Below are 13,011 nucleotides of genomic sequence, written 5' to 3' on the forward strand. Positions count from 1 at the left end.
CGATGGCACTGGAAATCGAACGCAAGTTTTTGCTCAAGGATGACAGCTGGCGTGCGGCGGTAACATCCAGTCGTCGTTTGAGTCAGGGCTATCTGACCACCCTGACCGATGGTGCCAAGGCGTCGGTACGGGTGCGAATTGGCGGCGATCAGGCTTATCTCAATATCAAGAGCATGAGATTGGGCATGTCGCGCGACGAGTTCGAGTATCCAATTCCTAATGAGGATGCCGAACATATGTTGGCCAATTTGTGTTCGGGTGCCGTGATTGAGAAAATCCGTCATCAGGTGCATTTCGCCGGTCTGCTCTGGGAAATCGATGAGTTTCTCGGGGCCAATCAGGGCCTAGTGGTGGCAGAAGTGGAACTGAACTCTGAAGATCAGACGTTCCATAAGCCCGATTGGGTCGGGGAAGAAGTGACCGAAGACCCTCGTTACTATAATGTGTCGCTGGTTCGGCATCCCTTTGCACAATGGTGATTGGACAAGGGAGATCGGGAGCTACTAAATCCATGTGTTATGTATCGGCAGCGCGATCGGGAGTGGAAACATGATTCGTGTGATGCTCGTCGATGATCACACCATGGTGCGCAAGGCGCTGGCCCATTTGATCGGGAGCGAGCAGGGCATTGGTGTGACATCTGAAGCGGATAGTGGCGAAGCGGCGTTGGCGCTGCTTAAAACCGAATCTGTCGATGTGGTGCTTTGTGACATACACATGCCCGGCATGGGCGGGTTGGAAGCCATCCGGCGGATACAGGCCCGCTATCCCGAGATCGGTTTGATTGCGGTAACGGCAGAAGCGGATGCGGCCTTGGCGCGCTCGGTTCTGGAGGCTGGTGTACATGGTTATGTGACGAAAGACGCGCCGCCGCAGGAGCTGATCACCGCCATCGAGAACGCCAGTCATAAAATCCGTTTCATCTCATCGCGCATCGCGCAGGAAATCGCCTTGCAATCCATGCGCAAAAACTCAGACCCTTTCGAAACCCTTTCGGGACGGGAACAGCAGGTGCTGATGATGATTCTGGAAGGAAAATCCAATCAGTTCATCTCCGATGCGCTGTGCGTGAGCCCCAAGACAGTCAGTACCTACAAAGTGCGCTTGCAGGAGAAACTCGGCGTCAACAACGACATCGAGTTATTGCGCTTGGCCGTGAAATCCGGGCGGGTCGTGATCAACGAATGATCGACCAGCCTGCCGCCCAGCCTGTTTCCCCGCCTGTCGCAGAGGTATCGCCGGTTTTCGATGCGGCGCGTTTTCTCAAATCGGTGACCGAACGCCCCGGCATCTACCGGATGTACGGTGATGATGACGTGATTCTCTATATCGGCAAGGCACGGAATCTCAAGGCGCGCCTGTCGAGTTACTTTCGTGGTCAGCAGGCCATCAAGACGCAGGCTTTGGTGCGCCAGATCGTCCGGATCGAAATCACCGCCACCCAGACCGAAGCCGAAGCGCTGTTGCTGGAAAGCAATCTCATCAAGGCCCATCGCCCCCGATACAACATTCTGCTGCGCGACGACAAAAGCTACCCCTGGATTTACGTTTCCACCGATCAGGAATATCCGCGGCTCGCCTACCACCGGGGCGCCCGCAAGCGGCAGGGGCGCTATTTCGGGCCGTACAGTGCGCCCAGTGCGGTGCGCGAAACACTGAATCTGCTCGAAAAGGTGTTCAAGGTGCGACAATGCGAAGACAGCGTGTTTCGCAATCGCAGTCGGCCTTGCCTGCAATATCAGATCGGACGGTGCAAGGCGCCATGTGTCGGCTATGTCAGCCCGAAGGACTATCGGCAGGACGTCGACGACACCATGGCCTTCCTGAGCGGGCGCAGCCAGATCCTGACCGAACAACTGGCCGAACGGATGGAGCAGGCTGCCGCCGCGCTCGACTTCGAACAGGCGGCGCAGTTGCGTGATCAGATCAGCCAGCTTCGAGTGGTAGCCCAGCAGCAATCGATCACGGGCGTGAATGGTGATGCCGACGTGATTGCCCTGATCACGCTGATGAACCTGACGGTCGTGGCGGTATCGACCATTCGCGATGGCCGCCACCTTGGTACGCGCAGCTATTTCCCCCAAGTCCCGGCGGATACGGAACCGGCGGAAACCATGGCCGGTTTCATCAGCCAGTATTACGCCGAACGCGAGGCACCCGCGCGCGTTTTATGTTCCCCCCTGCCGCAGGATGTCGCGTTTTTGTCCGATGGCTTGTCCAATGCCGTGGGTGCGCAAACCGGGCGTCGCGTCAGCTTCACAACGCCGCAGCGCGGCAAGGCCCGGGAGTGGCTGGATCAAACGGCAGAAAATGCGCGTCTGGCCGCCCAAGAGCGCCTGGCCAGCCGTATTGGCCTTGAGACACGGTTCGCCGCCTTGCGCACTGTGACGGGGTTGAGCCAGATTCAACGCATTGAATGTTTTGATATTTCCCACACTCAAGGCGAATTAACCGTGGCGTCTTGTGTGGTTTTCGGGGTGGAAGGCGCGCAGAAAGATCAGTATCGTCGCTACTCGATCGAGGGCATTACGCCCGGCGACGACTATGCCGCCATGCATCAGGCGCTGACGCGCCGGTTCGCTCGTGCCCAGCGCGAAGGTGGGATTCTGCCGGATGTTCTGCTGATCGATGGGGGAGCCGGGCAGGTGGCGCAGGCACAGGATGTGCTCACTAAGCTGGGCATCGATTCGGTTTACATTCTCGGTGTGGCCAAAGGGGTTGAACGCCGCGCGGGTGAGGAACGACTGATCCGACCCAAGACATCGACCGGGCAGGGTGGTGAGGAAACACGGCTCGACCCGCACGATCCGGCGCTGCACCTGATCCAGCAGGTGCGCGATGAAGCGCATCGATTCGCCATTACCGGCCATCGGGCACGGCGCCAGAAAGCACGCACTCAATCGGATCTGGAAAAGATTCCCGGCGTGGGTGCAAAGCGTCGGCAGGCTCTGCTCAAGCACTTCGGTGGCATGCGCGGTTTGCGCAACGCCAGCGCTGCGGAGTTGGCCAAGGTGCCGGGTATTTCGGTGTCTTTGGCCGATGGCATTCATGCCTGGTTGCACGAAGGTGCCACAGTAGAAAGCGAAACATAAATGGGCACCACGAAAAACCTACTGCGCGACCCGATTGCTGCGTTGGGCGGTGCTCGCTCACTCGCCTATCTATTTGATATGTCTCGGTCGCTGCGCTCCGGCCGCCTTGCCCTCGGGTCGCTCGTTACGGTTTTTCGAGGTGCCCAAATGTGCTGGCGGATCATGGCGCCGAAGAGAAAAACAGGAGAGGTCATGCGATTCATTTTTGAAGGACGACGATTGGTGATGCTGGGCCTGATGCTGGCGGCGCTTATCGGCTTCATGAAGGCGGCCGTGGCCGCACCCGCACAGGAGACAGGTGCGGGTGCGCAATCCAAGGCGCAGCAGGTCAAAGCGGCTCCCGATTACGCGGCCCTTGCGGCCTTGCTGGAAGATCCCAAATCCAGAGCGGTTCTGATCAAGGAGTTGCAACGTCTGGCATCTGAGCAACCGACGGCTGGCTCCGGCAACACGACCCCAAAAACCAGCGCCACGGCCACGCTGGCCAGTAGCATGGCCGTGGATACCTTGAGTGTGTTTCACACTGTCCACGACGGGGGAATCAAGGCGCTGGTGCAGTTTAACCGTTTGCTTCACATAGACCCTGCTTCCTGGGATTGGTCTGCGGTCGGTGAAAATGTGTGGCGCATGGCGCTGTTGTTCGTCTTCGCCTATGGTTCGTGGTTGTTGTACGGTCGTTTGATCCGGCCCGTGCTGGTGCGATTGGATCGCTGGTCGACTGCGGCGAGTGCGCGGCAGCATCTGCTGCGGCTTTGCTTGTCTCTGACCTTGATCGGTGCACTGGGGCTGCTGGGTCTGGGGGTCATCTTCATCACGGGGAATTTTCTTTCGGCCACTCTGGCAGGGGATAGTGAACCCGCCTTGTGGCGCCAAACCCTGTTCCTCAATGCATTTGTCACGCTTGAGTTTGCCCGGTTGGTTATCGGGCTGGTGCTGACCCCTTCCTACGATGGTTTGCATCTGTTTCCCATCAAGGCAGATCAGGCGAAGTTCTGGATGCGCCGCAGTTCAGGATTGATCCGCTTTCTGGGGTACGGGTTGATGTGGCTGGTGCCGGTAGTCGAGCGGACCTGGGGTATTGATGCGGCACAGAGTGTGGTGTGGACTCTGGCGGTAGTCGGTTTGATTTACGCCCTGCACACGGTGTTCAGTCAGCGCCGCATTCTGCGTGATGCCCTGCTGCCGATGGCCGAAAGGCATCCCAATGGAATGATTTCCTGGCTATTGAGCGCGCTGGCTCATACCTGGCATCTGCTTGCTGCCTTGTATATCGGCATGGTGTTTCTGGTCGGGTTGACGCGCCCCACGGATGCTTTGCCGTTCATCGCCCGCGCGACGGGCTATACCTTCCTGATCATTGCCGGCGCGCTGCTGCTGTCGGCTATTGTGGTGCAGTTGCTCGGTGGTGAGGTTCGACTCAAGGAACACCATCGGAAGAGAGTGCCTTTGCTCGAACGGCGCCTCAATATCTATCTGCCCTGGCTGGTTCGTGCCATCCGGTTGGTCATACTGTTGGTTGCTATCGCTCTGATACTTTCGGTATGGCATGTCACGAACATATTCAACTGGTTGGGAACAAATCCCGGTCAACAGTTCCTCAGCACGGTTTTCGATGTGGCTTTCATTCTGCTCGGTACCTTGCTCGCATGGTTGGTGACGGCCAGTCTGATCGAAATCAAGCTCAATGGTGTGAGTGATCACATGCCATCTGCCCGGATGCAGACCCTGCTCGCCCTGTTCCGCAATGTGGTAGCCATCGCCTTGTTGACCATGGCTGTCATGATGGTGCTGTCGGAATTGGGTGTGAACATCGGCCCGTTACTGGCGGGTGCGGGTGTCTTGGGTCTCGCCATCGGTTTTGGTGCTCAGAAACTGGTGCAGGATGTCATCACCGGCGTGTTCATCCAGCTCGAAAACGCCATCAATACCGGCGATACGATTACCGTCGGCGGAATTACCGGAACGGCCGAGCGGTTGTCGATCCGCTCGGTCGGTCTGCGTGATCTCAACGGCACCTACCACATCGTGCCGTTCTCGGCCGTGGAGGTGGTTTCCAACTACATGCGGGGCTACGCCTATCACAAAGCGGAATATGGCATTGCTTATCGCGAGAGCATCGATGAGGCGATCACGTACCTGGAGGCAGCATTTGAGGAACTGAAGGCGGATCCGGCGATGCGTGGCAAAATTCTTGAGCCGATAAACATTCCGGGTGTGACCGAGCTGGGGGCCAGTTCCGTGAATATCCGTGTCATGATTAAAACGACGCCGGGCGATCAGTGGGCCGTGGGCCGTGCTTATAATCGCCTCGTCAAAATGCATTTTGATGCGGCGGGCATTGAAATTCCCTTCCCGCACACCACCATTTACTTCGGTGAAGATAAATCGGGCAAAGCGCCGCCGGTCTATGTTCAGAATTTGGGCGGCAAGCCGGGGGCGGCAGGCTGATCTCGTCCGTGATTACGATCCTGTCACCTCAAAAGCCAGCTCAACGTTTTCTTCTCCGCAGGACATGACCCAGCAGGATCAGGGGGAGCAGGCCGCCGAACGCCGCGTGCGCGGTGGCAATCCAGGTGAGACTGTCTTCATGGCTGACGTAGAGCAGGAGCGGGGCCGTGATCGTGAGTATCCCAACGGTCAGCAGCAATCCGGTGCCGGAGATATGACGCTCTTGCCTTAGCCATCCGGCGCGTGCGTGCACCGTCCAAACCGCACCGATCAAAGCCAGCACCAGAAAACCACTGAATACATGGCTGGCGGTAAGCACGATTCGGGTCAGGCCAGAGGGCTTCCAGGGAAAGTCCCACCAATCCCATTGAAAGACCAGCAACAACGGCACCAGCGCCAGTCCGGTTGCCAGAACCAGGGCCAGGCCAGCCATCAGTAGGGGCGCGAACAGGGCCGGATAACCTTGTTGTTTGAACTTGGCGAGCATATCTCAGATATCGTCCAAAAGGATGGGTTGGCACGGGGCGACCGGTTCGAGCAGCTGACCGCCAAGCCGCCGGATTACCTCGGGCGCCTCGTCGTTTGCGGTGGCAGCGGCGACTTTGGTCAACGCATCCGCCAGCCAGGCATATCGGGCGATCACAGTCCATTGCCCGTAGCGAACGGGTTCACTGCCCGCGATCAATTGAGCGGGGAAATCCTGTGCGTTTCGGCCCGCTGCCGAAGTGGCGCAGGCACCGTTCGTCAGTTCACCCAAGGCGATGCAACCGGCATTCGAGTCGAGTCGAATCACCCGAGGCGTGCCGAAGCAGCGCCAGTCGCCGCCGGCATTCACAACGGCATCGGATACGCCACAGGATCTCAAGCGGGCAATGGCGCGATCAACGGCCCAGCCCTTGGCAATGCCATCGAGCGTGATCAGCACGGGTCGAAGGCGTTGCAGCTGCGTGCCCTCAAGCCGGATGTCGTCGGCGTGGCCCGTTGGTATGAACGGTGTCGCCGGATCGGGGAGTCGCCCGCGCGCAACCAGTTCACCGCCCACGGTGGGATTGAACCGATGCGCGCTGGTTTGTGCCAATCGCAACGCCAGACGCAGCACGCGGGCAGTCCAGGGATGAATCTCGATTGCACCATAACTGCGGTTGATTCGACCGATATCACTCTCTGGCCGATGAAAACTCATCAACTGTTCCACGCGCGCGATGTCGGCGAACGCCTGATTGATGGCCGCGATGAGCTGATCCGGTGGTCGGCCCGCGGCCGAAATCTCGACAAAGGTACCCAGACCCGGGCGCATACGCTGAATCGGGTGTGTCCCGCTCGGACTCATTTTGGCTTCGAGCTCGAATCTGGCGCGGTCAGTGCCACCTGCTGCAACGCCAACAGGCGCTTGACCCCATTGGTGATGTTGCGGCAAGAGAGCGTCGCGCCGCTGATGTTGCGAATATCCTCGCCGAGTTTGAAACCACTTTGGGAGGTGCGCCCCAGAAACTGACCGCGCCAGTCGGCCTGCCGCACTTGATCGCCGTAGGTTTCGAGGTATTCCATGATCTCGATACCCAATACACGGCCTTCCGGCGAGAGCGCGACGGCATAACGAATGAACTCGTGTTTGCCGATCACACGATCCTCGATATACCAGCCCTGAAATGCGCCATCTTTTTCTGCGCGCCAGACGGGTTGCTCCTTCCAGCGCTGGCGCACATTGCTCAATTCTTCTATCTGCAATCGTTGTTCGTTCGAAAGCGCGACCGGTGAGGCAAGAAATTGAGTTGCCGAGGGGAACAATGCCTTTTGAGCCTGTTCGGTCGTGAAATATTGATTGGCTTGTACCGCTGGAACCATGAATGGCGCCAGCGCAATGAACGGGGCATAGCGCATGGTAAACCTCAGAAGTTGTAACCCACTTTCAGGCGGAGTTCGTTGCGTTCGTGATCGGCCAAGTGCAAATCGGTCCGGTTCTGCGCACCGGATTCCTCACTGGAACCGGCAAACTGATGCGCCCATGTAAGGGTGGCCCACCAGCGCTTCCCGCCATAATGAATGCTGGGGCCGGCGAAGAAATCCCAGTGATCGAACTCCCAACCGCCACTGCCCGGTTCCGCCGGATCGGCTGCGGCATTGAGCATTTCCATATCCACCCAACCCTCCGCGCCGATGTACCAGTTCGGTATAAAACGATAGGAGATACCTGAGCGCAGTCTCGGCGCGATGGCACTCTCAACGGCGCCCGATTCATTATCCTTGGCTGTTTCGGCCTCGAATTCGATATTGGTCAGCCACTGAAACTGACCATCGAGATACGGTTTTTGGAAAATGACCTTGGTCTCCAGCTCCCAGCCACGAATGGCTGCACCGGTGATACTGTCGACCGTGTCATAGGTGAGCTCACCATATAAGGCCACACCAAGATCATCCTTGTAGGGCGACAAGATATTCTTTTTGAGCTCGACGGAGAAACCGCTGAATTTTGTTTGGCTTAACGAACCATCTATTTCTCCGGGTACCGGGCTGCCACTATATTTATGCCGATAGCCATTGAGATAAATTGAACCGGACAGGGTGTCCGTGAGGCCACGCTCGTACTCCAGCCGGAAATAGTCGGCGGTATAGCTGCCTTGGCGTTTGCCTGAGTGAATCGTGTTCCACAGATACAGCTCATTACCTCCCTTCGGCGTCGTCTCTGCCCCGATGGTGTACCCCAGAAGATTCTCATCCGCCTCGGCTCGATCAATGAAAGGCGGTGCGAAAGCACCCGTCAGGCCCAGAGCAACCACGCCAGCCAGCGAAGAACGTTTTACTGCAAAACTCATATCAATTTCCCCAATCATTTAACAAAGGCAAACGAGAACGGTTCGCATTATGATTAAGTTTGAATTGGTGTCAAGCGACGTCGTTGTGATCTTTGGTTTTGTTGAGCGGGGATGGCAAATCGGGTTTTTCAGGAAAACGGGTCTGGTTTTATCGATACGGCATGGTTTGCGGGGCAGGCTAAGTAGTTGTGCCCATTGCTAGGAGCCTGTCGGACTTTAGGGAAATCGGCTTCAACTCCATCTGAACGGTGCATATTTCACCGCTTTTGGGGCAATAGAAACCGCGCTATTACCCTGCAAAAGCGGCAAAATCTGCCCTCGCCCAGCTTGATTCTCGCTACGATTCCTAAAGTCCGACAGGCTGCTAGAGCAAAAATACCGGCAGGCTGATTTTTGTGTCAAAATTCCACAGATAGCAGACGCACAGAGAATGTTGTAACGAGCGCAGTTTAGAAAAGGTCAGGGTATCCTTCGTCCCGGACCGTCATAAAAACTTCATCAAACTGTCATCAAGTGTCATTTTTGGATAGACATAATCCACCTCGCTCGTGTTTCAGAGCGCGACTCAATGATTTTAATCAACCTGTTCGGGGGATATTTCTGATGAAATTCAACAAGAAACTGATTGCCGGTGCGATTCTCGCTGCAACTGCTTCATTCACTCTTTCTGCTCAAGCCGAAGGCGTGAACAAGATCACAGGCGCGGGTTCTTCATTCGCCTACCCAATTATTTCCAAATGGGCTTCTGAGTACAAAACTGAGAAGGGCGTAGAGGTGAACTACCAGTCCGTAGGTTCAGGTGCTGGCATCAAGCAGATCATTGCCAAGACGGTTGATTTCGGTGCGTCTGATGACCCCATGACCGTTGCCGATTTGGAAAAAAATGGCCTCACCCAGTGGCCATTGATCATGGGCGGCATCGTTCCTGTTGCCAATATCCCCGGCTCCAAGCAGGGTGAATTTGTGATTTCCGGCCCTGTGTTGGCCGATATCATGATGGGTAAAATCACCAAGTGGAACGACCCGGCTCTTGAGAAACTCAATCCCGGCAAGAAACTGCCGAACATGCAGATTACCGTTGTTCACCGTTCAGATGCCTCCGGCACCACGGCCATTTTCACCAACTACCTGAGCAAAGTCAGCCCAGAGTGGAAAGAGAAAGTCGGTGAGGGCAAAACAGTCAACTGGCTGTCCAAAGGTAACCTGGGCGGTAAAGGTAACGAAGGTGTTGCTTCGTACACCGACCGCATCAAAGGTGCGATCGGTTATGTCGAGTATGCCTATGCGCTGCAAAACAAGCTGCCCTACATGGATATGATCAACAGTGCGGGCAAGCGTGTGGCACCGACCATGGAAAACTTCGGCGCAGCTGCCGCGAATGCCGACTGGAAATCAGCACCTGCCTTCCGTGTTGTGCTGACCGATCAGCCGGGTGACGACAGCTGGCCAATCACAGGTTCAACCTTTGCGATCGTGCATACCAACCCTGAAAACCCGGGCAACGTAAAAGCTGTGCTTGATTTCTTCAAGTGGAGCATGGAGCATGGCCAGAAGGCAGCTGAAGAACTGCACTACATCCCGATCCCTGCAAATGTTGCCAAGCTGATCGAAACATCTTGGTCAGAGAATATTAAACTCAAATAATCAATAGATTGTTTTGAGGGGGTGGGCGCCAGCTCACCCCCTTTGATTCAAAAGGCTTACCTTTGTTTTCATTCCAGTATCTGATAACAAACGTAAACCATCACAACAACAGGTTTGGCTTCATGTCAGCAACTGAAAAAGACATCAAGGTGCATTTGCATACCCAAAGTGCAGGTGTGATCTGGGACAAGGTGTTCAAGGGGACGGCCTTTGCTTTTGCGGCAATGGTTCTGATTGTCATGCTGGCGATCATGGTTATGTTGTTCAAAGAGGCATGGCCGACCTTTGCCCATTTCGGATTCAGTTTCTTATATACCTCTGAGTGGGATGTCGTTAACGACAAATTCGGTGCCTTGGTCCCGATTGTCGGTACGCTGGTGACTTCGCTGATCGCAGTATTGATCGGTGTGCCGGTGAGTTTCGGCATCGCCATCTTCATCAGCTTGATGGCACCGAGTTGGCTCAAGCGACCCGTCGGTATTGCCATCGAGTTGTTGGCTGCGGTGCCGTCGATTATCTACGGGATGTGGGGGCTATTCTATTTTGCCCCGTGGTTTGCCAATACCATTCAACCCTTCATGACCGATAACTTGGGTGGGGTGCCTTTTATCGGTCAGTTTTTTCAGGGGCCACCCATCGGTGTGAGTATCTTCACGGCTGGTTTCGTTCTGGCCATCATGATCATCCCCTTTATTGCTTCGATTATGCGTGACATGTTTGATGTCGTGCCTACGGCACTGAAGGAATCTGCCTATGCCATGGGTTCTACCACCTGGGAAGTGGTTTGGAAAGTCATCCTGCCCTACACGAAAGCGGGGGTGATCGGCGGTATCATGTTGGGGCTCGGCCGTGCCATGGGCGAGACCATGGCCGTCGCGTTCGTGGTGGGCAACTCACTCGAGTTGAACACCGGCCTGTTTTATCCCGGCGCAACCATCGCTTCAACCATGGCCAACGAGTTCAACGAAGCCAGTGGCTTGCACATGTCCTCACTGATTGCACTCGGTTTCATGCTGTTTGTCATCACCTTCTTGGTGCTATCCCTCGCGAAATGGTTCCTGCTTCGACTTGAGAAGTCGCAGCAGGGTGATGAAACCTGAGAGTAACGAAATATTATGATTTCCAAATTCACAAAACGAAAACTGATCAATTACTTCAATCTGTCGGCCTCGATTGTGGTTACGGCTTTCGGGTTGGTCATGCTGGCCTGGATTTTGACTGTCCTTTTCGGCAAGGGCTTTCAGCACATCAATTGGGCCGTGTTCACCCAAATGACGCCACCGCCCGGCGCTTCGGGTGGTTTGATCAATGCCATCGTCGGCACCCTGTTGATTACCTTTTTTGCCGTGCTCATCGGTACACCCATTGGTTTGATGGCCGGTACGTATCTGGCTGAATTTGGTGGTAAGGGTCGTTTTTCGAGTACGGTACGCTTTATCAATGATGTGTTGTTATCAGCGCCTTCCATTGTGGTCGGTGTGTTCGTCTACGCCATTCTCGTTAAGCCGCAAGGCCACTTTTCGGGTTGGGCTGGCGCTGTGGCCTTGTCTATACTGGTCATCCCTGTAGTGCTGCGTACTACGGAAGATATGCTCAGACTGGTTCCTGTGCAGATGCGAGAGGCGGCAGCCGCCCTGGGTGCGCCACGGTATAAGGTAACGATCGATATTGTCTATAAAGCGGCCCTGAGTGGCATGATCACTGGCCTGTTGCTGGCGACCGCGCGAATCATGGGTGAGACGGCCCCCTTGCTGTTTACTGGCCTGAATAACCAGTTCTGGTCGCTGGATATGAATCAACCCATGGCGAACATGCCGGTTGTCATCTATCAATATGCACTCAGCCCCTATGAAGATTGGCAAGATCTGGCCTGGGCTGCTGCACTACTGATTACCATCAGTGTGCTGGTCATGAATATCATTGCCCGGTACTCTCTGAAACAACCCAGTTCGCAATAATATTTGTCTAATTTTTCAAAGAGATTATTTATGACAGCACAGACCATGACCGATCAGTCTCAGCCGGAAAATTCCGCTGTGAGCTTTAAAATGGCCAATGCGTTAAAGCAGACGGAAGAACGAACGCAGTTGCTCGAAAAAAAGGACTGTGTCCGCCTCGTGGATGAGCCCAAGCTTGATATTCGGGATCTTTCATTCTTTTATGGCAAGTTCAAGGCTCTGCACAACATCAACATGCAGATTCCCGATAAACAGGTAACTGCGTTCATCGGTCCGTCCGGCTGCGGTAAATCCACCTTGCTGCGAGTCTTTAATCGTATTTTCGACCTGTACCCCGGTCAGCGTACAGAAGGCCAGATTCTGCTCGACAACAACGATATCCTGAGTTCCAAGGTGGATGTCAACATGTTGCGCGCCAAGATTGGTATGGTTTTCCAGAAACCGACTCCATTCCCCATGTCGATTTACGATAACGTGGCTTTCGGCGTTCGGCTTTATGAGAATCTGTCGAAATCGGAGCTGGATGAGCGGGTTGAATGGGCGTTGCAGCGGGCAGCTTTGTGGGGAGAAGTGAGTGACAAACTCAACCAGTCCGGTGCGGCACTTTCGGGTGGGCAGCAACAGCGTTTGTGCATTGCCCGTGGCATTGCGGTCAAACCGGAAGTACTGCTTCTGGATGAACCCACATCCGCTCTGGACCCCATATCCACCACTAAAATCGAAGAACTGGTGCATGAACTGAAATCCGATTTCACCATTGCCATCGTCACGCACAACATGCAGCAAGCAGCGCGTGTTTCCGATTACACCGCCTTCATGTACCTGGGCAAGCTGGTCGAATACGATCACACAGACATCATCTTCACCAACCCAGGCCGTAAGGAAACAGAAGATTACATCACCGGCCGGTTCGGTTAATTTTCCTCCTTAGGGCAGCTCGAATAACCCGAGATTTTCAATGAATTCAGCCACTGAATCATGCCTGTGGCCGAATCCAGCTCAAATTTCACAACAAACGACGACCTTTCCAAGCAGCATTGCCCGGTTTTTACGCCG

General features: G+C 55.3%; 12 protein-coding genes. 8 read left to right on the plus strand and 4 right to left on the minus strand.

What is annotated here, in order from left to right; translation table 11 throughout:
• Window positions 1-2 precede the first annotated feature (2 nt).
• The 4 genes from PHD44_RS08525 (at window position 3) to PHD44_RS08540 (ending at window position 5,540) form a co-directional block, all read left to right on the plus strand.
• Complete coding sequence (locus tag PHD44_RS08525) at window positions 3-479, plus strand: CYTH domain-containing protein (protein WP_300190386.1); 477 nt, start codon at window positions 3-5, stop codon at window positions 477-479.
• Window positions 480-549: 70 nt separating this feature from the next.
• Window positions 550-1,188: a response regulator gene (locus PHD44_RS08530; protein WP_300190389.1), complete on the plus strand. Its 639-nt coding sequence runs from the start codon at window positions 550-552 to the stop codon at window positions 1,186-1,188.
• Window positions 1,185-3,092: an excinuclease ABC subunit UvrC gene (uvrC, locus tag PHD44_RS08535; RefSeq protein WP_300190390.1), complete on the plus strand. Its 1,908-nt coding sequence runs from the start codon at window positions 1,185-1,187 to the stop codon at window positions 3,090-3,092. The genes PHD44_RS08530 and uvrC overlap by 4 nt, the downstream gene beginning before the upstream one ends.
• Before the next feature lie 192 nt (window positions 3,093-3,284).
• Window positions 3,285-5,540, plus strand: a complete 2,256-nt coding sequence (locus PHD44_RS08540) for a mechanosensitive ion channel domain-containing protein (RefSeq protein WP_300190393.1) — start codon at window positions 3,285-3,287, stop codon at window positions 5,538-5,540.
• Between the two features lie 40 nt (window positions 5,541-5,580).
• Here the strand turns inward: PHD44_RS08540 and PHD44_RS08545 are convergent, their stop codons facing one another.
• Genes PHD44_RS08545 through PHD44_RS08560 form a run of 4 tightly spaced genes read right to left on the minus strand, consistent with a single transcriptional unit; the run spans window position 5,581 to window position 8,353 of the window.
• Entirely contained in the window at window positions 5,581-6,027 is a 447-nt protein-coding gene (locus PHD44_RS08545; RefSeq protein WP_300190396.1) for a hypothetical protein, read from the minus strand.
• Window positions 6,028-6,030: 3 nt separating this feature from the next.
• Window positions 6,031-6,870 (minus strand): FAD:protein FMN transferase, encoded by an 840-nt coding sequence (locus PHD44_RS08550; protein ID WP_300190399.1) that lies wholly within the window; start codon window positions 6,868-6,870, stop codon window positions 6,031-6,033.
• Window positions 6,867-7,421, minus strand: a complete 555-nt coding sequence (locus PHD44_RS08555) for an FMN-binding protein (RefSeq protein ID WP_300190402.1) — start codon at window positions 7,419-7,421, stop codon at window positions 6,867-6,869. The genes PHD44_RS08550 and PHD44_RS08555 overlap by 4 nt, the downstream gene beginning before the upstream one ends.
• Window positions 7,422-7,429: 8 nt before the next feature.
• Window positions 7,430-8,353: a DUF6662 family protein gene (locus tag PHD44_RS08560; RefSeq protein WP_300190405.1), complete on the minus strand. Its 924-nt coding sequence runs from the start codon at window positions 8,351-8,353 to the stop codon at window positions 7,430-7,432.
• Between the two features lie 513 nt (window positions 8,354-8,866).
• Here PHD44_RS08560 and pstS point away from each other — a divergent pair.
• From pstS to pstB, 4 genes are all read left to right on the plus strand, one after another.
• Window positions 8,867-9,997, plus strand: coding sequence for a phosphate ABC transporter substrate-binding protein PstS (gene pstS / locus PHD44_RS08565; RefSeq protein ID WP_300190408.1), 1,131 nt, complete (start codon window positions 8,867-8,869; stop codon window positions 9,995-9,997).
• Between the two features lie 122 nt (window positions 9,998-10,119).
• A complete protein-coding gene (pstC, locus tag PHD44_RS08570; protein ID WP_300190411.1) occupies window positions 10,120-11,097 on the plus strand; it encodes a phosphate ABC transporter permease subunit PstC in 978 nt (325 codons plus the stop codon).
• A 15-nt stretch (window positions 11,098-11,112) separates the two neighbouring features.
• A complete protein-coding gene (gene pstA, locus PHD44_RS08575; protein ID WP_300190414.1) occupies window positions 11,113-11,955 on the plus strand; it encodes a phosphate ABC transporter permease PstA in 843 nt (280 codons plus the stop codon).
• A 30-nt stretch (window positions 11,956-11,985) separates the two neighbouring features.
• Entirely contained in the window at window positions 11,986-12,873 is an 888-nt protein-coding gene (gene pstB / locus PHD44_RS08580) for a phosphate ABC transporter ATP-binding protein PstB (RefSeq protein ID WP_300190417.1), read from the plus strand.
• The last annotated feature ends 138 nt before the right edge of the window (window positions 12,874-13,011 follow it).

Origin of the sequence: Halothiobacillus sp. (genome assembly GCF_028710545.1) — a bacterium.
In the GTDB taxonomy this organism is placed as follows: Bacteria; Pseudomonadota; Gammaproteobacteria; order Halothiobacillales; family Halothiobacillaceae; genus Halothiobacillus.

What these genes read in the sequence shown, in the direction of transcription:
- PHD44_RS08525 (WP_300190386.1), top strand. Translation starts at nt 3, where the DNA reads ATGGCACTGGAAATCGAACGCAAGTTTTTGCTCAAGGATGACAGCTGG.
- PHD44_RS08530 (WP_300190389.1), top strand. Translation starts at nt 550, where the DNA reads ATGATTCGTGTGATGCTCGTCGATGATCACACCATGGTGCGCAAGGCG.
- uvrC (WP_300190390.1), top strand. Translation starts at nt 1,185, where the DNA reads ATGATCGACCAGCCTGCCGCCCAGCCTGTTTCCCCGCCTGTCGCAGAG.
- PHD44_RS08540 (WP_300190393.1), top strand. Translation starts at nt 3,285, where the DNA reads ATGCGATTCATTTTTGAAGGACGACGATTGGTGATGCTGGGCCTGATG.
- PHD44_RS08545 (WP_300190396.1), bottom strand. Translation starts at nt 6,027, where the DNA reads ATGCTCGCCAAGTTCAAACAACAAGGTTATCCGGCCCTGTTCGCGCCC.
- PHD44_RS08550 (WP_300190399.1), bottom strand. Translation starts at nt 6,870, where the DNA reads ATGAGTCCGAGCGGGACACACCCGATTCAGCGTATGCGCCCGGGTCTG.
- PHD44_RS08555 (WP_300190402.1), bottom strand. Translation starts at nt 7,421, where the DNA reads ATGCGCTATGCCCCGTTCATTGCGCTGGCGCCATTCATGGTTCCAGCG.
- PHD44_RS08560 (WP_300190405.1), bottom strand. Translation starts at nt 8,353, where the DNA reads ATGAGTTTTGCAGTAAAACGTTCTTCGCTGGCTGGCGTGGTTGCTCTG.
- pstC (WP_300190411.1), top strand. Translation starts at nt 10,120, where the DNA reads ATGTCAGCAACTGAAAAAGACATCAAGGTGCATTTGCATACCCAAAGT.
- pstA (WP_300190414.1), top strand. Translation starts at nt 11,113, where the DNA reads ATGATTTCCAAATTCACAAAACGAAAACTGATCAATTACTTCAATCTG.
- pstB (WP_300190417.1), top strand. Translation starts at nt 11,986, where the DNA reads ATGACAGCACAGACCATGACCGATCAGTCTCAGCCGGAAAATTCCGCT.